This is a genomic window from Gracilibacillus salinarum, assembly GCF_022919575.1.
Taxonomy (GTDB): domain Bacteria; phylum Bacillota; class Bacilli; order Bacillales; family Amphibacillaceae; genus Gracilibacillus; species Gracilibacillus salinarum.
On sequence record NZ_CP095071.1, the window covers coordinates 599549 to 625828 of the forward strand.

The following is a 26280-nucleotide window of genomic DNA, read 5'->3' on the forward strand; positions in this document are numbered from 1 at the left end:
TTTAGATTAATGTTTGACAATAATATAAATTTCATCACTTAATGCGTGACTAATTCCATCTAATATCGCTTCCAGGTTGGCGGCAACTTTATCCATCTCTTCTTTCGTCTCACAAATGAAAATGGATGCTCCTGCTGTTACCTTTCTGGCATCAGTTGTAATAGTCGCTAATATCGCTTTCTCTAACACCATTATGCACCACTCCTTTTATCAGCACTGGATTCAGACGGCATACGTATAGCATTCTCGAGAACGGGGACAGATTGTAATACTTTTATAGCCTTCTTCTCATTTTTTTCTTGAGGTAATATAAAAATCCCTATTCTGCCATCATCTAAATCTCTCTTTATTAACGGAACCAATGCAGGCGTACCAGAATCTCGCACCACTCCTAATGAAACGGAAATGTCATGTAAAATAGCTTGCCTTTGCCCAAGATTAGCGATGGTGGAACGGACGTCGAAGTTTTTTGGTTTCATTATGAATCCCATTCCGTATTTTAATATTTCCTCCTGCCGTTCTGGTAACCCTATATTCATAATATAAATATTGTCTACATATAAACCTGCTCCATCAAAAGAAACGTGTGAGCGTTCAATATCGACAATATCCTTCATTGTAGACCCACTCATATATTTGTGAATAAGCAAATAACAAATAAATGCCACAATAACGGCTGCGTATATATTTAAAGCAATATAAGTTAATGTTGATAGCAGAGACGTGAAAATAACTAAATAATTTCGGCTTTCAAATGCTATAGCAATACCTTCTATATATGTCTTCCCTCTTGGCACTAATTCATAACTATCCATTTCTGCCAGTGTATTCCGCTCCATATTGCGAACCTCTCGAAATTGGGATGCAGCAATGGTTAGAAAAGTAACTGCAGTATATTCTTTCTCTAATATTGCAGGAACCGCCACAGCACCTAAATTAGCAGCGATAAAACCTAATGCTAAATGAATAATTTTACCGTGTAAATAGGTAGGATATTGTCTGTAATCCGTTTTTAACATCACCATTCTAGCAATCGTTCCAACAATAACACCGAATAGTATTGGATATATGAATTGATTCACGTATTCCACCTCTTCTTGTATTCCAGTGATTTGATAAAGCTTTCGATCTTAATCATTAAATATTCCCAGCAAGATTGAATAGCGATAATAAACAGAATGGAAAAGATTATTGTAAAGTAAATGTCATAATTAACTGTATATTGTAAGTGATAACTGGTACAGATAATCAGATAAAAGAATTGTCCAAAGCTACTCCCCGCTATGATAATCGTGATTTGCTCATCTTTGTTCTTTGTGAATAGATGAATCAGTAGAAATCCGCTAATAATGGCGATCATAATAAAAGTATTTTCATCGAGAACAGGACTAGTAATACGCCAAATAAAGTAAACCGCATAGATATAACTTATAAAAAGAATAAGTAAATATTTTTTCAGTGGAAATTTAGTCAGGATTATCATCACCGCTGCGTAGATGAGCAAAAATAAAAACAAGCCATTAACGGGTAAATCTCCTATTATTAGTTTAATTGGTAAAAGAATTAAAGACAGATATAGTAAGACCAAATATTTTAACCGGTCTTTGCTCTTAGCCATAAAAAAAGTAACAAAACACCATAATATCCAACATAAATACACTGTTATATACAAATACATCCGCATCACCTTTAACAGTATGTACGAAAAACATTAACTTTAGACGAGAAAAATAAGAAAAACCGGGAAAGTTCTCCCGGTTATAACTAAAAAAATATTATAGGAACCTATTTCCTATTCAGCATGATTACTTCTACTACTGTCCTTATGGCCGTTTTTGCTTATAAGAAAAAACGGCCATAACACGCCCGGTCCTAATTGACTTAATCAATAAACAACTTCCTATAATATGGATTATGTTAACAAAGGCTTTATGGCAAAACGGTCATTTTGAAATATTTTATCTGCGTTGCATAGCTCCGGAAATAGGCTCCGCGTCCTGTGGGCACGGCTTCAGCTAATTTATGAAAGAAAATTCTTTTCTTTCATAAATGGATCTTCAGCTCGCGCTGATTCCACGGGAGTCTCCGCCTATTTCCTACGCTTATGGGAAGTACTACAACGATTGGAACAGCTAGAAGCAGTGGTGCTTAGCAATGTATTTCATCAATTATGGTGTAAATCTTGCAGATAGTGCTTCATATCCTAGCTGTCGCATAAATTGTGGAGCTATACATCAGCGGAGGCCAACCACGGAGACTCCCGCGGGATTGTGCAGGTGCTGGAGATCCACTTTGTGAAGCGTTCTTCTTCACAAAGTTAGCTCCAGCCGTGCCCCGCAGGACGCGGAGTGGTTGGACGGAGCGGTATCATACCACACATAATTTTTCAAAATGACCACTAAGCTGCTAGTTTACATAATCCATATTATAGGAACTAAAATTCATGTTCAATGTGATTACTGCTGTGACTGTACTTATATACTTTCTTTACTCATAAAGAAGGCCCATGTAGGAACATGGACCTTTACTTTCTATTAATCATTTTTATATTTATCTAATTTATCGCCAATCATATCACCAAGCTGGAAGCCGGATTGTTCTTCATCCGCTTCAAATTGTTTGATCTCTTGTTGGCTTTTTTCTTCTTCAATTTCTTTGATACTTAAAGAAATACGTTTATCGGATTCGCTGACATCAAGTATTTTGACTTGTACAGTCTGACCAACTTCTAGTACCTCACCAGGCGTTCCGATATGCTCTGTAGAAATTTGTGAAATATGAACAAGACCTTCCACACCCGGAAGTACTTCTACAAAAGCACCGAAATTCACTAGGCGTTTTACGGTACCTTCTACAACATCATTGATCGCTACTTTTTCCTCAATATTATCCCATGGACCTGGTAAAGTTGCTTTGTGCGATAACGAAACGCGTTCGTTTTCCTTATCTACTGACAATACTTTCACATTAAGTGAGTCCCCTTCTGAAACTACGTCAGAAGCTTTGTCTACATGGGTATGAGCGAGTTGTGATATATGTACAAGACCGTCTAAACCACCGATATCAACAAATACTCCAAAGTCTGTAATTCGTTGTACAGTTCCCTCTATTTCTTGTCCTTCAGCAAGCGTATCTAAAAGAGACTGTTTTTTATTTTGATCTTCTTCTTCAATCACTGCACGGTGAGATAAGATGATTCGATTTTGTTCTTTATCCAACTCTACGATTTTTAGAGCAAGAGATTTATCTTGATAATCAGAAAAATCCTCCACGTAGTGTGTTTCTACTAATGATGCAGGTATAAATCCTCTTATCCCTACATCAACAACTAGTCCACCTTTTACAATATCACGAACTGTTGCTTCAATGATTTCATTATTCTCAAACTTTGCTTGCAAGTCTTCCCAAGCTTTTTCAGCAATAACTGCTTTTTTAGATAGTACTACCTCTTCTTCTTCCACTTTCTTCACTTGCAATTCCAGTTCATCACCTTCACTTACTGCATCACTTGCAGTCTCGATTCGCAGTGGAGAAAGTTCACTAATCGGTACTATACCTTCAACTTTATATCCAATATCGACTAGGACGTGTTTCTCTTCTACCTTAACTACTTTTCCCCGTACAATATTACCTACGGAAAGCTCGTTAATTTCTGAAATTTCTTGATTCATTTCATCCATGACAAAGACCTCCTTCGATTTCCAACACAAAACAATAAAATGTGCTTTTTTCTAACTTCTAATATTTAGCGTGATTTGTCAAGTTATTATAATCAAAACTTAATGATTTTCTTTGATTTTTTTAATTTCTTCCATGATTGCATCTGTTACTTCCTGAGCCGAAGATTTGTTCGATCTCATCGTTTCCATTTCCACTGGTTTTCCATACACGACTTTTAAAGGGGCTTTGCTTTTATATTGCCCGATAATCGCACACGGTACAATCGTAGCTTTAGAGCGTAAAGCGAAAAAACCAGCACCTGCAAGGCCGCGTTTTATTTCCCCTGTCTTACTTCTTGTACCCTCCGGAAACAATCCTAAAACATGTCCATCTTTTAGAACTTCTAATCCTCTTCGTAATGCATTTCGGTCACTCATGCCACGTTTGATCGGAAAGGCATTTACATGGCGTAATATAAATCCAAAGACCTTGTTATCAAACAACTCTTCTTTTGCCATGAAATGAATCGGTCTAGGACTCGTTATACCAACAATTGGGGGATCATAGTTAGAGATATGATTGGAACAAATGATTACGGGTCCTTCTGTTGGAATGTTCTCCGTCCCATAGCTTTGTACTTTATACTTCGGTTTTAGAAATATTTTTACTACTGTTTTAGCAAATTGATAAAAGCTCATTCGTCATTCCCCATTTTCTGTTGTACTATTGATAAGATTTGATCTGCAACATTTTCAATGGATAATGATGTCGTATCAATTTCTATGGCATCTGCCGCTTTTTTTAATGGAGACACTTCTCGTTCAGAATCCATCTTATCCCGTTGTTCGATGTCGGATTTAATTTGTTCTAAATCAGAATGGAAGCCTTTCTGCTGATTCTCTTCATGTCTTCGTTGTGCCCTTTCCTTCACGCTGGCTACCAAAAATATCTTCACTTCTGCATCTGGAATAACATGGGTACCGATATCTCTGCCATCCATTACGACTCCACGCTTTTCTGCCAGTTTCCTCTGACGTAACACCATCTCTTCTCTTACTTGCGCAATAGTAGCGACAGCTGATACGTTATTCGTAACCACATCTGATCGGATATCATCTGTCACATTCTCTTGATCAAGATATACTTGCTGGTCCGGATCAATATCGATGGTGATTTTATGCAAATGGTTTACTACTTGTGTATGATTACTTGCATCTATTTTATGTTTTAGTACAGAGTAGGTTAATGACCTGTACATAGCGCCTGTATCAATATAAACGTAGCCGAGATGCTTAGCTACAATCTTTGCTACGGTACTTTTGCCCGCAGCCGCAGGTCCATCTATCGCGATGGCCAATTTTTTGTTATCATTCATGCTTTTCTTCCTTCCCTACTGAATAAATCCTTTACGGCGATTCTCTAGTTGTTTGATGAAACAGTACCGGATAATATGCTGTTGATCCTTCTTATCAATTTCAACAAATTTCACCGACACTATGTTGTTATTTTCACTAATGTTATGTATACGAATAGCCGTTCCAATAAGATGAAGATATTCCATCTCATTATCTAAAGGTAATACTAACATAATATCTAACATTTCGCCTTCATTTATGTCCACATTTTTTTTGATTAAGACAGATAAACCACCACCGCTTATATCATGAGTGACCGATGTAAACGGAGCAAATGAGGGTTCCTGATTCCGACTGCGCACAGATATGTCGAGCATGGCTTCTATCCTTACAAATTCACGACGTTGAATCTTTTTCAAATGTTCTTTGTCAAAATTCATTATTAAAGTCGGAATATTATTGATTTTAGCTTTTCCGATAATTTGAGATGGAAAACTAAACAAAGAATAATTTTCAGTAAAAAATGCCTGAAATTCACTACCAACTGGAAATAGCTGTGTCCTATTTGTTTGCACATCAATCGGATAATCAATGTACAGTTTATCTAGCTTGTGTTCAATTACACGGCATTTATATGTTTTGCTTTTATCTTTCGCTTGTTCAAGTTGTATAAAGGAACCAATTCTAACCAATTTATTACCTCTTTCTATGTATAATTAAAAAACTGTAAATTGAGAATAATCCTTTATCCCTATTATCGCAAAAAAAGGAAAGAAGGAAAAGACCTTCTTTCCTTTTAATCAGTCAAGAAGTATAAAAATGCAGTCACAGCAGTAATCCTATTGAACATGGACTCGAGTTCTTATAATATGGATTATGTAAACTGCTTAGCGGTATGGTAATTTTGAAATGTTTTGTACTGAAAAGCTAAAATAGGATTAGAAAAATTGGGAAAGCAGAGCTCTTGGAATTGCCCCACGCCCTGTGGATGCGCTTTCATTTAGGCTACTACGTGAACTACTTCTTCGCTGCCTTCTGCTATCCAAATGAAATTCATCAGTATTATCAAAATATCAGATAGATTCATCTTACATCATCCTAATTATAAGAACCTGTCTTCCTAATCAGCATGAATACTATCATGACTGTACTTATGCTTTCTATATAAAAAACGGCACTCGCTAAATACTAGGCGAATGCCGTTTATTTCTAATATTTTATTTCCGCTTGTTTTAATTTATCTACTCTCACTTCATTACCATTGTCTGCATTAATAAAGATCCGATATGTGTCTTGATTTAACGTACCTAAAAATACATAGGTGAGAACTTCCTCTCCCATATCATCTTCAATTATCGCGAGGTGGTTTTCCTGAATCTCCAAATTAGGATTTACTTTATCCCTGGCTTCTTCTTCTGTTATCGCTGGATCTGCAATATCCCGTTCATGATAATTCTCCAAATAATCTTTCGCTACAAACCCTAGAACATCACCGTTATCTAAGGCAACCTTTACTTGAAGAGCATCCGGGTATATCCAGACGTTATTTACATTTGGAACGAATTGAAATACACCGACATTGTCATATTGATTACTCTCAACCATAGCAACCTCATTGGCAAGGTCTAATTTAGATACATAATCTTTTGCAATATTCATTGCTTCGTGCAAACTGATTTTTACGTCAGTCACTTCACGGTTAATCATGAGACTGGCTGGATAACCGCCCTGCTGTGTAATATCTATATATCCAGTACGTTCCGACTCTTTGAAGGAACCACTGAACATGGGGACATTTGCTCCTTTGCCGGTAGCAGCAATGGTTAATTCTGTTTCATCCTCTAATTCCAGGAAGTCCTTCATTTTTTGTTTTGCTTCTTCTTCCGTTATTTTCGATTCACCGAGTATCGAAAATCCGTCTTTATCACTGGAAGTTCCCATCAAACTTGCATTTAACTTGCCTTCTTCAAAGCCTTCAACAGTTTTTTCGACTGTTTTAAAACCATCAATTATGGTATTATCCGCCTGCTCATCATTATTTACTAACGCAAGCTGTACATCCATCCATCTGAGATTATCATTCAATACCATATTTTGTACTTTTCTCAATTCTGATTCAATCTCTCCTGACATTTCATAAAGAGATTCTAATGTACCAACCTCATCATCTGACAGTGGCTCACTTTCTAAATCCCGAATAGAGGTACGATAACTAAAATTCCCCATTTGGGAAAGAAATTCTTCCGTTTTGTTAAACGGCATCAAAGTTAGAGGTAATTGCCCAACATCATTATGTGCCATGGAAGTTAATCTCCAAATCTCTGCTAACTGAGGAGATAATTGTTCTCTTGTATTCATCGCTAACGTCGAACCGATTTTATCATGAAGCAAGTCCAAATTATAGGTTAGATCATGAAATGAACGTTGATAAGTATTTTCCGCCTGTATTAGTACAGCATTTTTTTCTTGATGTTCTTGATATCCCCAAACAGAGACACCAATAATCCCTATACTTAATACGGTAATAAATAGCCATCTAAACATGTTTTTCACCTCCGAAAAATTACATGCAGAATACGTGTTTTCCAATACGTTTTATTTGTGGTCTTGACCAGATCCAAGCTGAAGTCGCAGTGTCCGGATTAAAGTAGTAGATTGCTTCACCTGTTGGATCCCATCCGTTAATGGCATCAAGGACCGCTTTTTTTGCTTGTTCATTAGGCGTTAGCCATATTTGTCCGTCACTTACAGCCGTAAATGCTCTTGGTTCAAAAATCACACCTGAAACCGTGTTAGGGAAACTTGGACTTTCCACACGATTTAGTATAACGGAAGCAACTGCAACCTGACCTTCATACGGTTCTCCTCTTGCTTCACCATAAACAGCGTTCGCCATGATTTGAATATCATTCTGGGAAAATCCTTGGGGCATATTGACTGCACTCGGCTCAAGGTCTTCATCAGTCGTTTCATTCGCATCCTGTTGTTGATCAGCAGACCCTTCAGAGCCACTAGTTCCTCCCCCAGTGCCACCTGAATCACCAGATCCACCATCTCCTCCACCAGTACCACCAGAGCTTCCAGAACCTGATGACGTATTGTTATTATTAGGTTTGGTCTGTTTATCATTATCGACACTGCCATAATGAGTGAAATCATTTCCCTGTCTGAGTTGTTCATAGACATAGTTTCTGTCAAATTCACTTGCATCCACTAATTTTTGTTTAGTAGTTGCACCTGCTAGACCATCAATTTCCATTCCGAATTCATATTGAAAATTTCGTAGTGCCCAGTACGTACCCCAACCAAATACACCATCAATTTTGCCATTATAAAAAGCTAAATATTGTAGTCTTGCCTGTAGTTCAATTACGTCGTCACCTGTTGAGCCTTGTTGAATGACTTGGTTCGTAAAAGCATCCAGTTGATCTTTCTCTGAATTAATGAAACCAAACGAACCAATGGTAAGTATGAAAAGACATATTAGTATTTTATTTTTCATTTTCGTTGACCCTCCATAACTAGTCAAAATGGATTGATGATATGGATAGCTTTTAATAAAAAAGAAAATTTATTCATAAAAAAAAGAAGTCTCTTTTAAAGACTTCCTCAATTTATCTGGTGTTGCGTTATTTCATTTGCAATTTTTACTTTTCTGAGTCCTAACAGCCAAAGCAATACCATAAATGGCATTAAACCGTAAATCCATCGTTTCTGAATCGTTTCTAAGATGAAATCGTATGTGCCATGGAGAAATGCTGGAATCAGAAATGCTATTAATATGAGTATAGGTGTATAACGCTTTGCAAACTTCGCTCTTCCTAGATAATAACCCATGATTACACCAAACAAAGCATGGGATGATACTGGAAATAAGGCACGGCCAATAGCAAATTCAATTCCGTGTGCAAACAGATATAATATATTTTCTACCGTTGCAAAACCTAAACTAATCGCTGTACCATAGACAATACCGTCATAAACGGTATCAAACTTTGAATATTTATACGTAGTAAACATGAAAATAAACCATTTGAAAAATTCTTCAAATAAGCCGTATATTAAATAGGATTGAAAGAAAGGCGTTTGCCCTATTCCTTCTTCCTGAAATGCATATTGAATAAACATAATTGGAAATACTAATAGTGCTCCATATATAAATGTTCTTAAAATTGCATAAACCGGTTCTAATTCGTATTTATCTTTTAAATAAAAAAACGACATTAATGCAAAAGCCGGTGCAATTGAAACGGAAATAAGAGCAAACATACTTGTCACCTACTTTCTATCTCCTATTAATTATGCCATAATATTTAATGTATTTGTTAAAAGAATCAAAAAAGGAAGATGGAAAATGAAAAAAACATTAGTAATTCATACAGGTGGCACAATCTCTATGAAAGAAAATCCCGATGGCAGTGTCGTAGAAACCGATTCACACCCGCTTTCCAGTGAAGATTTATTAAAATCACATTCCATCGAGGAGGAGAATGTCTTTCATCTGCCATCACCGCATGTTACACCAGCACATATGCTGACTTTAGCCAACTATATGAAAGAAAAAGTAAGTAGTGGTAAGTATGCAGGAATTGTTGTCACACATGGAACCGATACTTTGGAAGAAACAGCCTACTTTGTTGATCTTTGTGTCAACACTGCGATTCCAATTGTTTTTACTGGTGCGATGAGATCAAGCAATGAGCTCGGATCTGATGGCTTATATAATTTAATATGTGCTATACGTGTCGCATCACACCGTAAATCCATACAACGCGGTGTGCTTGTAGTTATGAATGACGAGATACATACTGCACAATATGTAACAAAGACATCCACCAGTAACGTAGCGACGTTCCAGAGTCCTCAGTTTGGTCCTGTCGGGATGGTAACGAAACAAGATGTCTATTATTATCAGAAGACGTATCACGAAGAAATTTTTGATATTTCAGCTTTAAGTAAAAATGTACTGTTACTGAAAGCATATGCTGGCATGCCCAAAGAATTAATCGAAATGATGGATCCTGCTAAGACGGATGGACTAATTATTGAAGCTTTAGGGCAAGGTAATGTGCCGCCATCGATAGTCCCTGCTATCCAGCATTTATTACAGCATAATGTAACAGTACTGCTGGTTTCCAGATGTTATAAAGGCATCGTACAACCAACCTATCAATACGAAGGTGGTGGACGTACTTTACTTGACGAGGGAGTTATTTTTGCTAATCATTTAAATGGCCCCAAAGCCAGGCTCAAGCTGATGCTGCTACTTGAGAATGATGCATCACATCAAGAAATGATCAATGCATTTAAAGACTAAATATCTGCAAATCCCCACGGCAAACAAAACGTTACGTGGGGATTGTTACTCTAACATATAGTTGGTTTATGAATGCTCTCAGAAAAGACAGTTATTTTCTCTTTTCTTTTTCCTCAATTGATTTCGCTATTAATCCTCCATGAAAGCGACCATTTTCAATGAAGATGCCATTGTTGTCAAATCCAGCAGCAATAACACCCGCAATATAAATATTTTCCACATTTGTTTCCATAGTAGACGTATGATACACGGGTTTGCCTGTATCTGTTTCAATCGAAATACCTGCTTTTTCCAGGAATGGATGATTTGGTTGGTAACCAGTCATCGCAAAAACAAAATCATTATCTATTTGCTTTTTTTCCTCATCAACGTGATACGTAATGTGGTGGTCAGAAATTTCTTCCACTTCAGCATTGAACTCCATCGTAATTTTTTCATGGTTCACTAGTGATGCAAACTCTGGTAATATCCATGGCTTAACACTTTTGGAATATTCACTACCTCGGTATAACACGGTGACATTCGCACCTGCTTTGTGCAGCTCAATTGTTGCATCTACTGCCGAATTCTTTCCGCCAATCACGACAACATTTTGCTGGTAAAATGGGTGAGCTTCTTTAAAATAATGGTGTACTTTAGGAAGCTCTTCCCCTTTAATACCTAAGTAATTTGGTTGCCCATAATAACCAGTTGCAATAACACAATAGGTTGCCTGATAGGTTTTCTTTTCGTGATATTGATTCGAAGTTGTTATTTCAAATCGATCGTTGTGATGCTGGATTGCGATGACTTCTTCAAAGCTGTTAATTCGCAGTTTTTTTCTTATCGCAACGGTACGGTAATATGCCAAGGCCTGATTACGTACCGGCTTGTTTTTTTCGGTGACAAATGCCACATCGCCAATTTCCAATTTTTCACTGGAACTAAAAAACGTTTGATGAGTTGGATATTGATAAATTGCATCCACAATATTGCCTTTTTCAATCAGCAATGGGTCTATTCCAATATTTTGCAGTTCAATTGCTGCAGACATGCCGCATGGTCCTGCACCGATAACAATAGCTTTTTCCTGTTGCATGGTTTGATTACACTCCTTCAATTCTACACCCAAATCTTAATAAAAGATTTTATTATGTATGATTCCCTTTGTATAGCACGATATAAAGTAAGGCTATGATCAGGATGTTCGCGTCTGTTTACTCCCATTTAGCTTCTTTGTGATATTCGAAGCTTCAACTGGGAGTCTTACAGACGGTTAGCACCGATATCAAGGGAAACATTTACCCAAACATATCTTAACACGTTTATCCAAAGAACGATAACTAGCTTGTTTATAAAAACGAAATTAGTTGGATGTCTATAGTATACACAATCGCAAACGCAAATGTGAAATCATTCCTATTTAATGAATTTCGTCATAGGACAACTTCCATTATCCATAAACTAATTTTGAAGTGCAAATATGAATTTTATGGAAAGGAGTTTGAACTGTGTCATTTACAACAACAAAATGCTATTCGCCGTATGTAAGCAAGTTCGATCCTTGTAAGCCAATTAAAACAAAATGTTATTCTACGCCGCCGAATTTATATATCGGATTCCAACCGAAAAATGCAGAGCAATTCCCAACAGCAAGAGATGCACTTTTTGCCGGAACGCTGTGGCCTTGTTTGTATGATGATTATCCGCCAAGAAAGGAGCGTAGTGATACATGACCGAACCCCGACCAATGCCTGACAGCTATTATCAACAATTAGAACAGATTCAGGCGATTGATTTTGTCCTGGTGGAATTAACCCTGTATCTGGACACCCACCCTGATGACGTTGATGCGATTAATCAATTTAATCAAGCGGCTTTTCAGAGTCGACAATTAAAGAATAAGTTCGAAGAAGAATTTGGTCCGTTAATGCAATACGGTCAAAGCTATTCCGGTTATCCATGGAATTGGAAAGAAGCACCTTGGCCATGGCAAGTATAAGAAGGGAGGAATGAATTCGGAATGTGGTATTACGAGAAGAAATTACAATATCCAGTAAAAGTTAGTAAGTGTAATCCCATGCTAGCTAAATATTTAACAGAACAATATGGTGGTGCTGACGGTGAATTGTCTGCTGCATTACGCTATTTAAATCAACGATACACGATTCCAGACAAGGTAGTAGGTCTGTTAAATGATATTGGTACCGAAGAATTTGCCCATCTTGAAATGATTGCTACCATGATTTATAAACTGACAAAAGACGCTACACCAGAAGAATTAGAGGCTGCTGGGCTGGGTGCGCATTTCGTCAATCATGATCATGCTCTCTATTACCAAAATGCTGCTGGATCGCCATGGACCGCAACTTATATCCAGGCAAAAGGAGACCCAATAGCCGATTTATATGAAGATATAGCGGCTGAAGAAAAGGCGCGTGCCACTTACCAATGGATTATTGATATTTCAGATGACCCATTTATTAATGATTCCTTGAAGTTTTTACGCGAGCGGGAAATTGTCCATTCGCAACGATTCCATGAAGCTGTGGAAATTTTGAAAGAAGAACGAGATCGAAAAAAAATATTTTAAAAAATACCCCGTCTCATTCATGGAGATGGGGATATTTTTGCTTATTTACTAAACAGTTACTGTCGAATTCTTTCTATATCGGGTATTGTAATTTCTTGACCTACAATCAATGTACGTTTTTCAATCTCATTCGCTTCGATAATTAAATCAACATATTCGCTCGTACCGTAATATTGTTCAGAAATAGAAAATAAACTGTCCATCTTTCTGACAACATGTGTAACTATGTCAGCTTCTTGGTATAGCTGTTCATTACCAGATGACGATCTGCTTTTTACCGTTACTTCTTCAACCCCATGATCTACCTCTTCTTGTACGGCTTTCGATAAATATTCCTCTCCCCAGTATCGCATCGTCCATAGTAAAACAATGATTGCAATAAATAAAATAACCATAAAACGAATTAAAGGAAAGGAGATTTTCCATTTTGATGTTTGTTTTTTATTTTTGTGGACCTCACTTCTGGGTGGCAGCCTATCGTTTTCGTGTTCTTGCTGACGTTCTACCCGGTCCCTTAGTGATGCAGCCTGGTCTTCAGTGACATGTTCATCGTGCATGCTGAAACCTCCCTGTCCGAATTAACAGTGCTAAAAATAAATCGACCAAAAAATGTAATGCGATAACGGTCGTTAAGTTGCCTGTCCACTGATAAACAAGCCCAATCCAAAAACTTAACATGACGACAGCAATAAATAAAAAAGGTTTCGATAAATATCTAGTGTGAACAAATGCAAAGATAATACTTGCTATCCATAGTCCAAATTGGGTTTGTAGAATTCCACGAAATAACCATTCTTCTACCAAGGCTATACAGAAACAAAGAACAATAATTTCGATGTAGGAACCTTGATTAAATATTTTTTCGTTAATTCCCCCATCATCCCACCATCTTTTTGGAAAAATATACATCGTTACTATATCTATACCCACAATAATTATGGCAGAAAACAGACTATAGAAGAAAATTTGAAACCACGACCAAGAAAACAGCTCCAAAAATGGATCAAATCCTTTGAAAAAGATAAATGTTAATCCAATGGCAAGTATTAGTAAAATCCCCTGCGATAACCAAACTTGCTGTTTCAATTGCTTACTCGAGAGTCTTCTAATCAGTTGTGCTTGACTGTTTTTCATTTTTCTCTCCTTGATATAATAAATCACTCAACAGTTGCTGCCATTCCTGAACGCGCTCCTCCCTTGTCATCTCTTCAGGTTGCCAATGCTCCCATTTGAAATCACAATAGCTGCAGCACATAAATGATGGATCTTGTACGTGATTTTGGAAATGACGGAACAATGTATCCCTTCGACATTTATCAATGTAAATCCATTGGAGCATTTCAGACAACTTTTGTTCTTTGTATGCCATTCTTGCTGTCATCGTACTTTCTAATGCATCTAATACATCCTGATGCGAGATAGCATTAATTTGCCAGGAAGCATGTTTTAATAATCCTAATCTTTCCAATTGATATTGAAAGAATCGCCACTGGCTTTCTACTCCATTTGCACTCAGCAAGAAAGATTGTCTTACTTCTTCCACCGTCGGTTCTGTTTGGTAAATTATTTCCAGTTGCTGTTGAATCAATGATAAAGTTGGAAGTTCTGATTCTATTAATCGTCTGGGAATAAACGCATCACTTTCATGAAACAATGTAAGACTTACCACTTCCTGTCCTTCTCTTCCCGCTCTTCCTATTTCCTGGATAAAAGATTCAATTTGACTTGGAATATGGTAATGAATAACAAGTTGAATATCTTTCTTGTTAATCCCCATCCCGAATGCATTTGTACAACAAACAATGTCGATTTGATTGTTCATAAATTGTTGCTGAATTAAAAGACGATCCTGATTATCCAAGCCCCCATGGTAAAAAGCGATATTACGATCTTTAACGGCTGATTGCAAGTAGGCTGCAACCTTTGCTGTTTCTTCTCTGCTGGAGAAATAAACTAAAGTTGGAACTCGGTACGTACTAACTAATTCGCGTATACGTTCCTGTTTTTCATGTAATTGTGTGACGGACTCTACCACTAATGATATATTTGCTTTATCCATTGGGTATATGAAAGTACGCACTTGTTTCAATTGTAAAATGGTAAGAATGTCACGTTGGACATCTGGTGTTGCTGTAGCCGTTAATGCCAGTAGTGGTGGACTTCCCAATGCTTGGTGAATGTCTGTAATCCTTAAATAATCTGGTCGGAATTCATGACCCCATTGCGAAATACAATGTGCTTCATCAATTACAAACAAATGAATGTTCAGTTTTTTTATGGCACGGATGATTCGGTTAATCTGCAACATTTCAGGTGATAGATAAATTAATTGATAACTGCTGATTCTTTTCAGGATCGATTCTTTTTCCTGATACGTCAACATACTGTTTAAGGCTGCAACTTTTTTAAACCCATTTGCTTTTATCTGTTTTACTTGATCTTCCATCAATGAAAGTAACGGAGAAACAACGATAACGGTACCATCCAACATCATGGCAGGCAGTTGATAACAGATTGATTTTCCCGTTCCTGTGGGCAGAACAGCAAATACATGTTCCTTGTTTAATACAGCCTCAATAATCGGTTTTTGTCCTTCTCGAAATGAGTTGTATCCAAAGTAATCGTGTAAATGCTGTTCAAGTTGCTGATCAGACACCGCTATTCCCCCTTTCCCCTTGTTGCTCCATAGCTAGAACGAGTTTTATTTGAAAATAATTGATAGTAGCAGGCAATTGTACTTTTAAGTCTTTTAGCTTTTTGGAATTTGTATGATGGATAACGGACCGTATCAGTTGATAGTCGTCATGATTTACATAATGCTGCCATTGAAATTCCTTTGCTGAATAAGCTATTTCGATAAGGTGATCTTTAATAGTGTTTTCTTTCAAATGCCTGACACTTGATATCTCAGAAATAGATAGACCTTTTTTTACATAATACAACGTTTGATTAGCTGAATCACTGACTAAGAGCTGTTTCATACTTACAGGAAAAAGCTGTTTCATTAATGGAGTACTATCGTTTTCGACGATCATATTGCATAATTTATGGATGACATTCATTTGAATAACCGATATATCGTGGATAGTCAGTTGATACTTTTCCGCTAACTGATATCTACTTAACCCTATTCTTTGATCAGTTGACAGACTATCTACAAAGATAGCAGCATGATCCTTAGGGAAAAATTGTAATAATTGATACAAATCTTTAAAAAGCTGATCTAACAACCTTTGAGTTCCATTAGCTTGATTTTGATGCCAGACTGACTTCACAAACCGCTGTGTGGCTATATCGTCAACTATTGGTATAAACCTTCGTTCTTGCATGTGCAGATGAGTAATTGTCTGAACGCATAAAATTAGATGTTGGAATAACTTGTCCGCATGCTGTTCGTTTTCTATTCCATTTAATGTAATTAGTGGAGAGTAATGATGCTTTAGTTGCTTATGTAACGTTATTCCTTTGTCTGTAAGTAATACCGTATCTTTGGCTTCCACTTCAATACATTCCGCTTCTTCTAACCGTTTGACCTCTTCATCAAACAGTTTCCTCGTTAGTGATTTATATATTCCAAAATAAGTAGTCAAACCAAAAATATTACTGTCCTGAATTGTTTGTGTTGACTTTTTGGCGGTCAATAAATGATATACATTATACACCGTTCGTTCACCATTTAGTTTTAACATACAATCCAGCAATATAAATTCAAACATTTTAACACCTCATCTATCTATTATTATTCTAACAAGTTTTGTCGAATTTGGGTACTGGGTAATTGTCAGAAATGAAAGGATCTGATAATCTAGACAGAAGAATGAACAATAAAGGAAGTGGCTTATGCCATATTTTACGTGGATAAATAAAGAAACCTGTATTGCTTGTGGAGTTTGTGGAGCATCTGCTCCTGCATTGTTTGACTATGATGAGGAAGGAATCGCATTTGGTCTCAGGGATGATAACAAAGGCGATGCAGAAGTTCCGTCTAATCTCATTGAAGATTTACTTGATGCCCATGAAGGCTGCCCAACCGAGTCAGTAAGAGTATACGAGAACAAGCAAAAGTAAAGGACATTTTTTAATCAGTATAGGACGATATAAGTGCAGTCTGCTGAATAGGAAGATACTTTCTTATAATATGGATTATGTTAATTAACTGCTTAGTGGTTATTTTGAAATGTTTCAAGTGCATGAATTCAGATTCAGCGCCTGCTTGTCCCGCGGGAGTCTACGTGGTTGGATTACGCTAGGATAGGGACGCTGCAACTTTTGTAAGAGGTAGCATATTGACGGCTGTATATATCACAGCGATAAAGTGAATAACATAATGTCTAGAACTACTGCTTTTAGTTGTTCCATACGTTGTAGGACTTCTCCTTAAGCGTAGGAACTATGCGGAGACTCCTCATGCCTCAGCACAAGCTGAAGGTCCACTTTGTCTGTGCCTGTATCTGCAAGTATTTACATACTACAATTCTTATACAAATGTCCAACGCAGGCTGATCTGCATTGGACATTTTTTATCTGACATATCAATAACATCAGGAAGTTATCGTCCATTTATCTCCCAGTGTGGTATTACGGACGGTTAGCGCCACGATAAATCACATTCATTTGCTGGTCAGTCGGTACGGCTTTTGTTAAATTATATTTACCCACTTGATCATAACCAATCTGAAAGTGTACGGACTCATATCCAAACGAATTTGCCGTAGCAATAATTGCTTCGACCATATTGACTGTTCTTTGATTTTGACCAATGTCTTCTGAAAAAACTCTTATTGACAGTGTATTGTCTTTAGATGACTCAATCTCTATTTCCGCATCACTCGGGATAGTCGACGTCACATGGTATTGCTGTTCTGATACTTTCATTTCGTTTAATGCTGCATCGATTGATTCAAACTGCCCTATTTTCGTTGCTGCAAGCCAGGCAGATGCTTGTGAATTATATTGATATTGTTTATAGACAGCTGTGCCAGAACCTTTTAACTTATAGGTATCACCAACCATATTAATTTGATCGATAAAATCATTTGTTTGATTAAAGTGAATCTGGTTAACTTCAGTATCTTGAAACACCCAATTTATGATCTGATCAAATAGCTGTTTGTTTGTATGATCGGGTTCAAGTATAAAATCATCCTGTACAGACACCTGAACACGTTGTTGCTCCTCGGTAAAGGTCATATGCTGTAAGCCGATATCCTGTAACCCGTTTGCAGCTAAATCTATTTCCCTTACTGAATTTTGGAAGGTTATCGGTTCTGTAATGTCCGGTTTTGAAAAAGTAACAGGCACTAAATATTGCGCAGGTGTGGTTATCAGAGCGAATTGCTGAATGTCCTCTTTTGGCAGTATCTCCAGCTGATATTGAAGACTGCTGTCATTTGCGCTTGTATCTGATTCTCCCGCTTTTTCCATTTCTGCACTTTCTTCAGCATCACGTCTTTGAATAGAATTTTCCTGACTCTCGAATGTTTCTATTTGAGCTTCATCAGCCGCAGTAGATGAAGAGGATTCTTCGAACTGCGTTATCCTGTCTTTATCCTGTGTAAGAAATACCATAAATACAAGCAGGGCACAAGCGGCAGTTGAAATAGCAGGTATCCAAACCCAGCGTTTCTTTCGTTGCTTCTTTTCTTCTTGTTCTATCATTTTCAGTTGTATTTGCCGGTAAATTTCATTTTTTGAGCGTTCATCTTTTACCTTAGGCATGGAACGTAACTGTTCTTTCAATTGTTCTACATTGTCGTTGTCTTTATTCATGATTAACATCCTCCTTATCACTAGATGTCATCATGCAGGATTGCAATACTTTTAATGCACGATGTTGTGTTGTTTTCACTTTACTGGTAGACCACTTTAATATTTCAGCTGTTTCTTTAATAGAGAATTCCTGTATGTACCGAAGAATAACGACCTGCTTCTGGTCCACGGTACATTGATCCAAACAATGATAGACTTGATGCATTTCATCATTATGAATAATAGAATCTTCTGGTTCCTGCATGGTTGATGTTAACTTTTCACCATCCTCTTCCCAATTAAAAAAATCCTGTATCTTCATGCGTTTCCGCTTCAACTTTCGAAAATAATCAAAGGTTGTATGTCTGGCAATGGAGAAAAGCCACGTTTTTTCGGCACTGTCCCCGTTAAAACCGGAATAGGCACTGAGCACTTTAATATAAACTTCTTGAATAAGATCTTCCGCTTGTGTTTTATCCTTAACCAGATAGAAGATATATTGGAAGAGATCTTGATGGTATTTTTCATAAAGATCCTCAAATGTGGTCTTCATCATGAGACCCCCTCACCGATACTTTATTTGTCGAACAAAAGCTAGCAAAAGTTACAAAAACTTATACCTTAAAATAAAAATACCACAGTCCGTTATACTGTGGTAGGTTCATTGCTCTATTTTTTCTATATTTTGCTGAAAAACTTTCCTTAATACGGGGTATAAAATTAACATAAAAAAAACATTACCAATCGCATGCATTAAATCAAATGGTAAACTTGCCAGTTGGTAGGCCAGAAAGCTGCCAGAGAATGTGAAGGTACCTAAGTTCAGAATCAAGCCATAAAGAAAAGCTGCTAGAACACTAAATCCTGTCAGTGTCACCAAATGGTATTTGGATGGCGTATATCTTCCGATCAATCCTGCTATTAAACCAATAACAGACCAAGCGACTATCTGCCAGACCGTCCAAATACCCATTCCCATAAACAAATTTGTTACATAAGCCGAAACAATGGCGATAAAAAGGGCAGGAACCACACCAAGCGATGCACCTGCCACAATAATAACTGCGGTAACCGGCTGAACATTCGGCAAGAACTGAAAACTAATTCTACCCACGACACAAACAGCTGCCAATAAGGAAATTAGTGTTAATTTATAAGTATTCAACGAATCACTCAATTACTTGAAGATCAACGGTAATATCATCTTCATCCTGTACTTCGTAATCTGCAATACCTTTACTTACCATTTCTCCGTTTGCTTCATACGTCCAATACTCATTTTTTTCCATATCTTGTTCATGTCCATCAATGGAAGTTAAAAAGCCATCATCTGTCACTTCTACTTCATAATGATCCTGCAGGAGGTCTTCTAACGTTGTACCAGCTGTTACCGTGTAAGATTCTTCACTAATTATCTTATCCGTAATTTGATCCGTAATCGTTAGCGAAACATTAATTTCTCCTTCTGCTTCATCGCCTCCCGTATTAGCACATGCTGTCATCATCAGCGCTAGTATGGTGATCATTAATAGTTGTTTAAATTGTTTCACACTCTTCTCTCCTCAATTTTATACTCGTTGAGGATCCAAGCATTATGCAAGTATGTATAGATAACAAACACTACTTTACATGCCTAATCCCCGAAGCATGAATAGATGTCAGATGGCAGGTCTCCTGACTTTGTGCTTAATTCTACTTCAGCACCTTCCCATACATCAAATATTATGTACAGTGGTTGTCGCTGTTTCGTTTGCACTTACAGTTGCGAGGACAGTTCTGGATTTCCACCAGATTCCCTATTAAGTATAGTCACCATCGAACATTCTTCTTTTACGGTTTTGTTACTTCGAATTTATAGCCGACACCCCATACTGTTACGATCATTTTTGCAGCTTCTGCAGATACTTTGTTTAATTTCTCACGAAGTCGTTTCACATGGGTATCGACTGTTCGTAAATCCCCGAAGAATTCATATTTCCATACCTCTTTTAATAAAGCTTCTCGTTCGAATACTTTATCAGGAGACTTTGCTAGAAATAAAAGTAATTCATATTCTTTTGGTGTTAAACTTACCTCTTGATTGTCTGCTAGCACACGATGTGCATCATTATCTATGAGTAGATGCTGGAACTCAATCAAGTCTTTTGAGCGAGTTGACTGATTAATAGTAGTTGAAGTAGAGGACCTTCTCAATAACGCTTTGACGCGCAAAACTACTTCACGTGGACTAAAAGGCTTCACAATATAGTCATCCGTACCAGCTTCAAAGCCGTGAATTCGATTCAGTTCTTCACCTTTTGCTGTCAACATCATAACTGGTGTAGCCTTATGCAATCTTATTTCTTTACATACCTCTAACCCATCTTTCCCAGGCATCATCAAGTCAAGTAATATCACATCATAATCATTCGATAAAGCTAACTTTAATGCTTGTTCGCCGTCTTCTGCTTCTTCTATCTCGTAACCTTCTCGTTCAAGGTACATTTTTAATAAACGACGAATTCTTTCCTCATCATCTACCACTAGTATTCTGTTACCTTCTGTTTCCATCTTTACCTCCCCCCTGTCACTACTTACAGTATATAAGTAAATGACAGATCTAACAAATGAATGGTCTTCATCTGTTTTGTTATGCGTAAGAATGCAAACCAGCTAGCACAAGATTAACCACGATTAAGTTAAACATAATAATAGCAAAACCAACCACAGCTAACCATGCAGATCGTTCACCATGCCAACCTCTAGACAAACGCAAGTGCAAGAATATGGCATAAAAGAACCAAGTAATAAGTGCCCAAACCTCTTTCGGATCCCAGCCCCAATAACGGTTCCAAGCCTCTTGTGCCCAAATTGACGCGAAAATTAACCCGCCGAGAGTAAAAACAGGAAAACCGATAGTAATAGCGCGATAACCGACCTCGTCCAATAATTCTGGATTTGCTTTTTTTAGAAGTGGTTGTATCGCCGCAGCTACTCGTTTCCGTAATATTATTCTAGCCAATAAATAGAAGACTAATCCTACTAATAATGACCATACTAACGTGTTAAATTTACGCGGAGCCTCTGATCCATGCATCCATTCAGGTGTTTGCAATAACGCATCCATTCGATCTTCTGTTAAAAGCTCCCCGTTTCCAGGTCCGAATAGTGCTGGTAATTGATAATCCAACGTTGTTTCGTTCTCATCAACAACATAGGAAAAAGAAGCATGATAATCCATTGCTGAAAAAGTAGTAGTAATCAATACAAATCCAAGCGTCGCAAAAATGGAGTACATAATAATTTCAAGCCACTTGGTTCTTGCCGTAGATTTAGTTTGATCAATCTGTCTAATTAAATAAATAATACCCGCGATAAAACTGACTGCCAGAATCGCTTCTCCTAGTGCAACGGTTGTAACATGGATATAAAGCCAGTGACTCTTCAATGAAGGGACCAATGGCGATATTTCTCTCGGATACATACTTGCATAGGCGATAACGAGTAAAGCGATTGGTAATGCAAATAATCCTAGCAAATCAATTCGATAGATAAAGTACAGGATAATAAAAGCCAGGACAAGCATCATACCGAAAAATGTAACAAACTCAAACATATTACTAACCGGTGCATGTTTACTTGCTACCCATCGTGTGAAAAAATAACCCATTTGAGCAACAAAACCCAAAATCGTTACTCCAATCGCCAATTTGTTTATGAAGCGGAATTCTTTTTCTTTTCGCTTATCTCTAATTGTTGCTGCGAATAGTACAGTGGCAATCAAATAAATAACAAACGCACTATATAACAGGCCGCTGCTTAACGATAATAAATCCATGCATTTTCCTCCTAACATTCCCCTAAAATTGTTATTCCTCTTCTTTCGTTTCCTGATCCTCGATCATTTTCAGGTTGGTATCTTGTATCATTTTTTCGAACTCTCTTGTAAAACCAAACCAGTTCTTATTTGTATGACAGGCAATATATAAACGATTCGCTTGCGGATGAATCCAAATTCGACGGTGCTGCCAATACATCCCTTGGATTACACCTATCATAAATATAAACGCCCCTACTCCTAATATTGGTAACGTTAAATCCTTCTTCACATTTAATCCACTAACATCTCGGACCGTGAAATCTGCTAAACCTAACTTATATTGATTATCCCCAGATGGAATGTTCTGTCCAATAGCAAGGAAACTAGCTTCTTGTTCTTCCATATCAGGTCCTTTGACAAAAAAGACAAAACCTGGGTTACGTGGATAATTGGATACAGAGCGAGGTTGCCCATTACTGAGTTCATAATCTGGATAATATTTGTTCAACTCGATCGTATAACCATTATCAAACGTGTACTCTTGCTGGGGATCTGTTAAATCAACTGTAAATTCGACGATTGCCTCTTCCTCTTCATCATCTGCCCGATGCAGTTTGAAAGACATCGTCTGAAATTCACTCAATTGATAACTGTCCTGATAAAGACCGAGACCATTAATTTTCATCGGTTTATTTACGATGATTTCACCACTTTTAACCTCTTTCAGCTCTGGTTCTGATCCAACTACATCTGTTGAAACATTCTCATACAGTGTCGCCTTTGTTTCAAAGTGTTTTGGTATTGGACCATCTGTTCGATCTAACGCTGCCTGAAAGATATCATCGTCTTCTGATTCTCCATATGTTTCAAAGACAAATTCTTCATTCTTTATGTAATATTGCTGGTTCGTACCTGGAATAACAGCTGTTTCCCCTTCTCTTACCCACACAAAATCATCAACATACATGAACGGTACAAATTTAAATAATGTACCAATTAAAAAAATTATAAGACCTACGTGATTGACATACGGACCCCAACGGGAAAAACGTCCTTTCTCCGCTAATAAGTGTCCATCCTTTTCTGAGATTTTATAACGGTGTTTTTTTAAGTTATTTATAAAATTTGCTTTGTCATGTTCTGTTACTTCGGTGTTTTCTACGAAATATTTTTGTCGTTTTAAAAAGTGTAAATGTCGTTTGATTGCCTGATTCTTTAACGCTTTGAATAATGGTACTCCTCTATCAATACTGACTATAAAAATAGAAATTCCAATAAGCGCTACCAGGATAAGGTACCACCAGGACCCGTATAAGTTATGAAATCCTAATTGATAATAAATTTGTCCTGTAATGCCATACTGGTCCTCATAGTGTACAGCGGGATCAACATTCTGTGGAATATACATCTGCTGTGGATAGATCGTACCTAAAGAAGATGCAACGAGCGTAATCGCAATTAACGTAACCCCGACTTTAACAGAAGAAAAGAAATTCCAAATCTTATCAATAATTGACCGATTTCTCGTCTTCGAACGAATCGCCGTTCCATCATAGCGCATATTTAATAACTTACCATTTTGGTCATTATCTAACGGTTTTCCACATTTTTCGCAAATCGTCGTCCCCTCATTATTAACATGACCACATGTTGTACATTTTAACGTATTCATTCAAACCCCTCACGATCCTTCTGGAACTATCTGATCTAAATACCCTCTTAATTTTTCAACCGTCAATCCGCCTAGAACACGTTCGACAACGATTCCATTTTCGTCAATGAAATAGGTTGTCGGTATTGGCTTAATGCCATAAGTATCTAATACCTCCGTATGTTCATCATATAAGATAGGAAACGTAAGGTTGTAGTGATCAACGAAATTCTCTACCGGTAACTTCGTTGTATCTAAATTTACAGAAAGTATTTCGACACCTTTTTCCTTATATTCAGGATATAGTTGTTCCATATAAGGCATTTCTTTTTCACACGGTTCACACCACGTTCCCCAGAAGTTTAGCATAACACCTTGTCCCCTCAGGTCTGACAACTGAATGGCTGATGACTCATCTGTTGCAATTTGCTCTAATTGAAAATCTGGCGCTTGATCTCCCACTTCCACGACAGCATCTTCTTCCGCTGTTAAATTGGAAACAACAGCGAAAAGAAGCGCACCAAACAACACAACCAAGATGGACGTCCGAAAAATAAAACGATTACGTTTTTTTGCTTGCTTGTTCTGTTTTGCTTGCTCAATTTTACTCATCCGACTCACTCCCTTCGCTCATTGTACCATTTACTTCGTGTCGAAAATGTGACAGATATTCAACAATTATTTGGCAAGTTTTTTTAATTCAGCAATTTCTTGTGGTGTTAATTCTCGATGCTCCCCGGCGGTTAAACCATCTAACGTCAAGAAGCCAAATTTTTCGCGCTTTAGCTTTTGAACTGGGGTTCCTAACCATTCAAACATTCTTCTGATTTGACGATTTTTCCCTTGGTGCAGGACAATCTTGACTATTGCTGTTTTCTTCTTGGAGTCAACAGACATGACTTTGACATATTTCGCTTTCAATACGTCACCTTCAGATTTAATGCCTTTTTTAAATAATTGTAATTTCTCTCTATCCGGTATTCCTTCCGTTTTAACAATGTATTCTTTGTTAATTTGATGACTGGGATGCAAGAGTAAATTCGTAAATTCACCGTCGTTCGTCATAATCAGGATACCAGATGTATCATAGTCAAGTCTTCCAACAGGGAATAAACGCTCCTGATATTGCTCAAAAAAATCTGCTACAGTCTTACGGTGTTTATCATCCGACACGCTTGTTATAACACCACGTGGTTTATACAAAAGAAAATATAACTTTTTTTCTTTTTCGATCGGTACACCTTGCACTTTCACTTCATCTTCAGGAGATACCTTCGTACCTAATTCTGTTACCACTTTTCCATTCACTTCCACTAATCCTTGTTCCATTAATTTCTCCGCTTTTCTGCGTGATGTTATCCCACTTTGAGCGATTACTTTTTGTAGACGTTCCATCATAATACACACACTTTCTTTTTTTATAATTTATCACGGTGCTAACCGTCTGTAAGACTCCCACCTCAGGCTTCGAGTTCACAAAGAAGTTAAGTGGGAGTAAACAGACGCGTACACCCTGATAAGTTTTGCTAATAATGATCAGTGGTGCTCAAAAACCCCCTACTGATCAAAGTCTCACTTTTTTTGCTTCCACATGAAAACAGTAGCGCTTATCTTGCCTTAGCGCTACTACATGAACAACCATGTCACTATTATTACAGATACTATTATACCAATAAAATCCGCTATCAGTCCAATTTTTAAAGCATTTCCCATTTTTTTAATCCCTACAGCACCGAAATAGACGGTGAGAATATAAAAAGTAGTATCCGTACTGCCTTGCATAGTCGATGCCAACCTTCCCAAAAAGGAATCCGGTCCATAAACTTGTATGATCTCTGATGTTACGCTTAATGCTGCTGTCCCAGATATCGGTCGCAAAATGGCAAGGGGTGCTATCTCTGCCGGTATACCTACTTTTATAAGAATTGGTTCTACTAACTGAATAAAAGCATCTAACGCACCTGAACTTCTTAAAATAGCAATTGCTACGAGCATGCCTAATAAAAATGGAAGAAGAGAAACGGACATCTTTAACCCTTCTTTCCCACCTTCCACAAACACTTCATATGCTGGTACTTTTTTAATGATAGCCACTAACAAGATAAACATAACTGTCACCGGTACAATCCATATACTGATGACTGTCATCGCTTCGACCACAGCTTTCCCCCCTATAGC

At 37.4% G+C, this 26280-nt stretch carries 30 protein-coding genes and 1 riboswitch; of the genes, 5 read left to right on the forward strand and 25 right to left on the reverse strand.

Annotated elements, in window-relative coordinates; translation table 11 throughout:
• Window positions 1-6: 6 nt before the first annotated feature.
• The 10 genes from MUN87_RS02995 to prsW form a co-directional block, all read right to left on the reverse strand.
• Window positions 7-192 (reverse strand): capping complex subunit for YIEGIA, encoded by a 186-nt coding sequence (locus MUN87_RS02995; RefSeq protein WP_244746167.1) that lies wholly within the window; start codon window positions 190-192, stop codon window positions 7-9.
• Window positions 192-1082: a YIEGIA family protein gene (locus tag MUN87_RS03000; protein WP_244746169.1), complete on the reverse strand. Its 891-nt coding sequence runs from the start codon at window positions 1080-1082 to the stop codon at window positions 192-194. Before MUN87_RS03000 ends, MUN87_RS02995 begins: the two co-directional genes overlap by 1 nt.
• Entirely contained in the window at window positions 1079-1618 is a 540-nt protein-coding gene (locus MUN87_RS03005; RefSeq protein WP_244746171.1) for a YphA family membrane protein, read from the reverse strand. Before MUN87_RS03005 ends, MUN87_RS03000 begins: the two co-directional genes overlap by 4 nt.
• Before the next feature lie 916 nt (window positions 1619-2534).
• Window positions 2535-3680, reverse strand: coding sequence for a 30S ribosomal protein S1 (gene rpsA / locus MUN87_RS03010; protein WP_244746172.1), 1146 nt, complete (start codon window positions 3678-3680; stop codon window positions 2535-2537).
• 99 nt (window positions 3681-3779) lie between these two features.
• The gene (locus MUN87_RS03015) at window positions 3780-4358 is read right to left on the reverse strand and encodes a lysophospholipid acyltransferase family protein (protein ID WP_244746174.1); all 579 of its coding nucleotides are present in this window, start codon (window positions 4356-4358) and stop codon (window positions 3780-3782) included.
• Window positions 4355-5035 carry a (d)CMP kinase gene (gene cmk / locus MUN87_RS03020; RefSeq protein ID WP_244746176.1) on the reverse strand — a complete coding sequence of 227 codons (681 nt, stop codon included), beginning with the start codon at window positions 5033-5035 and terminating at the stop codon, window positions 4355-4357. The genes MUN87_RS03015 and cmk overlap by 4 nt, the downstream gene beginning before the upstream one ends.
• 15 nt (window positions 5036-5050) lie before the next feature.
• Complete coding sequence (locus MUN87_RS03025) at window positions 5051-5707, reverse strand: flagellar brake protein (RefSeq protein ID WP_244746178.1); 657 nt, start codon at window positions 5705-5707, stop codon at window positions 5051-5053.
• Between the two features lie 517 nt (window positions 5708-6224).
• A complete protein-coding gene (ypeB, locus tag MUN87_RS03030) occupies window positions 6225-7559 on the reverse strand; it encodes a germination protein YpeB (protein WP_244746180.1) in 1335 nt (444 codons plus the stop codon).
• Window positions 7560-7578: 19 nt separating this feature from the next.
• Window positions 7579-8517, reverse strand: coding sequence for a spore cortex-lytic enzyme (gene sleB, locus MUN87_RS03035; RefSeq protein ID WP_244746182.1), 939 nt, complete (start codon window positions 8515-8517; stop codon window positions 7579-7581).
• Between the two features lie 107 nt (window positions 8518-8624).
• Window positions 8625-9284 carry a glutamic-type intramembrane protease PrsW gene (prsW, locus tag MUN87_RS03040; RefSeq protein WP_244747863.1) on the reverse strand — a complete coding sequence of 220 codons (660 nt, stop codon included), beginning with the start codon at window positions 9282-9284 and terminating at the stop codon, window positions 8625-8627.
• An 85-nt stretch (window positions 9285-9369) separates the two neighbouring features.
• On the opposite strand from prsW, the gene MUN87_RS03045 reads away from it, so the two are divergent.
• Window positions 9370-10332 (forward strand): asparaginase, encoded by a 963-nt coding sequence (locus MUN87_RS03045; RefSeq protein ID WP_244746184.1) that lies wholly within the window; start codon window positions 9370-9372, stop codon window positions 10330-10332.
• 91 nt (window positions 10333-10423) lie between these two features.
• Here the strand turns inward: MUN87_RS03045 and MUN87_RS03050 are convergent, their stop codons facing one another.
• Window positions 10424-11410 carry a YpdA family putative bacillithiol disulfide reductase gene (locus MUN87_RS03050; protein ID WP_244746186.1) on the reverse strand — a complete coding sequence of 329 codons (987 nt, stop codon included), beginning with the start codon at window positions 11408-11410 and terminating at the stop codon, window positions 10424-10426.
• 412 nt (window positions 11411-11822) lie between these two features.
• Between MUN87_RS03050 and MUN87_RS03055 the strand changes: the two genes are divergently transcribed.
• Genes MUN87_RS03055 through MUN87_RS03065 form a run of 3 tightly spaced genes read left to right on the forward strand, consistent with a single transcriptional unit; the run spans window position 11823 to window position 12904 of the window.
• A complete protein-coding gene (locus MUN87_RS03055; RefSeq protein WP_244746188.1) occupies window positions 11823-12047 on the forward strand; it encodes a spore coat associated protein CotJA in 225 nt (74 codons plus the stop codon).
• A complete protein-coding gene (locus tag MUN87_RS03060) occupies window positions 12044-12313 on the forward strand; it encodes a spore coat protein CotJB (RefSeq protein WP_244746190.1) in 270 nt (89 codons plus the stop codon). The genes MUN87_RS03055 and MUN87_RS03060 overlap by 4 nt, the downstream gene beginning before the upstream one ends.
• 21 nt (window positions 12314-12334) lie before the next feature.
• On the forward strand, window positions 12335-12904 hold the full coding sequence (locus tag MUN87_RS03065) for a manganese catalase family protein (RefSeq protein ID WP_244746192.1): 570 nt from the start codon (window positions 12335-12337) through the stop codon (window positions 12902-12904).
• Window positions 12905-12960: 56 nt separating this feature from the next.
• On the opposite strand, the gene MUN87_RS03070 is transcribed toward MUN87_RS03065, so the two are convergent.
• The 4 genes from MUN87_RS03070 to MUN87_RS03085 are packed head-to-tail and all read right to left on the reverse strand — an operon-like array spanning window position 12961 to window position 16620.
• A complete protein-coding gene (locus MUN87_RS03070) occupies window positions 12961-13461 on the reverse strand; it encodes a LysM peptidoglycan-binding domain-containing protein (RefSeq protein ID WP_244746194.1) in 501 nt (166 codons plus the stop codon).
• Window positions 13451-14038, reverse strand: coding sequence for a CPBP family intramembrane glutamic endopeptidase (locus MUN87_RS03075; RefSeq protein WP_244746196.1), 588 nt, complete (start codon window positions 14036-14038; stop codon window positions 13451-13453). The genes MUN87_RS03070 and MUN87_RS03075 overlap by 11 nt, the downstream gene beginning before the upstream one ends.
• A complete protein-coding gene (locus MUN87_RS03080) occupies window positions 14010-15560 on the reverse strand; it encodes a RecQ family ATP-dependent DNA helicase (RefSeq protein WP_244746198.1) in 1551 nt (516 codons plus the stop codon). Before MUN87_RS03080 ends, MUN87_RS03075 begins: the two co-directional genes overlap by 29 nt.
• Window positions 15553-16620 (reverse strand): YpbB family protein, encoded by a 1068-nt coding sequence (locus MUN87_RS03085; RefSeq protein ID WP_244746200.1) that lies wholly within the window; start codon window positions 16618-16620, stop codon window positions 15553-15555. The genes MUN87_RS03080 and MUN87_RS03085 overlap by 8 nt, the downstream gene beginning before the upstream one ends.
• A 124-nt stretch (window positions 16621-16744) precedes the next feature.
• On the opposite strand from MUN87_RS03085, the gene MUN87_RS03090 reads away from it, so the two are divergent.
• Window positions 16745-16972 carry a ferredoxin gene (locus MUN87_RS03090; protein ID WP_244746202.1) on the forward strand — a complete coding sequence of 76 codons (228 nt, stop codon included), beginning with the start codon at window positions 16745-16747 and terminating at the stop codon, window positions 16970-16972.
• A 510-nt stretch (window positions 16973-17482) separates the two neighbouring features.
• Here MUN87_RS03090 and MUN87_RS03095 read toward each other — a convergent pair.
• From MUN87_RS03095 to MUN87_RS03140, 10 genes are all read right to left on the reverse strand, one after another.
• Complete coding sequence (locus MUN87_RS03095; protein WP_244746204.1) at window positions 17483-18673, reverse strand: hypothetical protein; 1191 nt, start codon at window positions 18671-18673, stop codon at window positions 17483-17485.
• Window positions 18666-19208 carry an RNA polymerase sigma factor SigX gene (locus tag MUN87_RS03100; protein ID WP_369413993.1) on the reverse strand — a complete coding sequence of 181 codons (543 nt, stop codon included), beginning with the start codon at window positions 19206-19208 and terminating at the stop codon, window positions 18666-18668. The genes MUN87_RS03095 and MUN87_RS03100 overlap by 8 nt, the downstream gene beginning before the upstream one ends.
• A gap of 105 nt (window positions 19209-19313) precedes the next feature.
• A complete protein-coding gene (locus MUN87_RS03105) occupies window positions 19314-19817 on the reverse strand; it encodes an ECF transporter S component (RefSeq protein WP_244746206.1) in 504 nt (167 codons plus the stop codon).
• 4 nt (window positions 19818-19821) lie between these two features.
• On the reverse strand, window positions 19822-20202 hold the full coding sequence (locus tag MUN87_RS03110) for a DUF4430 domain-containing protein (RefSeq protein ID WP_244746208.1): 381 nt from the start codon (window positions 20200-20202) through the stop codon (window positions 19822-19824).
• A 97-nt stretch (window positions 20203-20299) separates the two neighbouring features.
• Window positions 20300-20484, reverse strand: a riboswitch (cobalamin riboswitch).
• Window positions 20483-21202 carry a response regulator transcription factor gene (locus MUN87_RS03115; protein WP_244746210.1) on the reverse strand — a complete coding sequence of 240 codons (720 nt, stop codon included), beginning with the start codon at window positions 21200-21202 and terminating at the stop codon, window positions 20483-20485. (Overlaps the previous riboswitch by 2 nt.)
• A 79-nt stretch (window positions 21203-21281) precedes the next feature.
• Entirely contained in the window at window positions 21282-22469 is a 1188-nt protein-coding gene (gene ccsB, locus MUN87_RS03120) for a c-type cytochrome biogenesis protein CcsB (protein WP_244746212.1), read from the reverse strand.
• Window positions 22470-22500: 31 nt separating this feature from the next.
• A complete protein-coding gene (gene resB, locus MUN87_RS03125) occupies window positions 22501-24123 on the reverse strand; it encodes a cytochrome c biogenesis protein ResB (RefSeq protein WP_244746213.1) in 1623 nt (540 codons plus the stop codon).
• Window positions 24124-24132: 9 nt separating this feature from the next.
• Complete coding sequence (resA, locus tag MUN87_RS03130) at window positions 24133-24714, reverse strand: thiol-disulfide oxidoreductase ResA (RefSeq protein ID WP_244746214.1); 582 nt, start codon at window positions 24712-24714, stop codon at window positions 24133-24135.
• A 66-nt stretch (window positions 24715-24780) separates the two neighbouring features.
• On the reverse strand, window positions 24781-25497 hold the full coding sequence (locus tag MUN87_RS03135; RefSeq protein WP_244747865.1) for a pseudouridine synthase: 717 nt from the start codon (window positions 25495-25497) through the stop codon (window positions 24781-24783).
• 231 nt (window positions 25498-25728) lie between these two features.
• Window positions 25729-26262: a spore maturation protein gene (locus MUN87_RS03140; RefSeq protein ID WP_305037434.1), complete on the reverse strand. Its 534-nt coding sequence runs from the start codon at window positions 26260-26262 to the stop codon at window positions 25729-25731.
• Window positions 26263-26280: the final 18 nt, after the last annotated feature.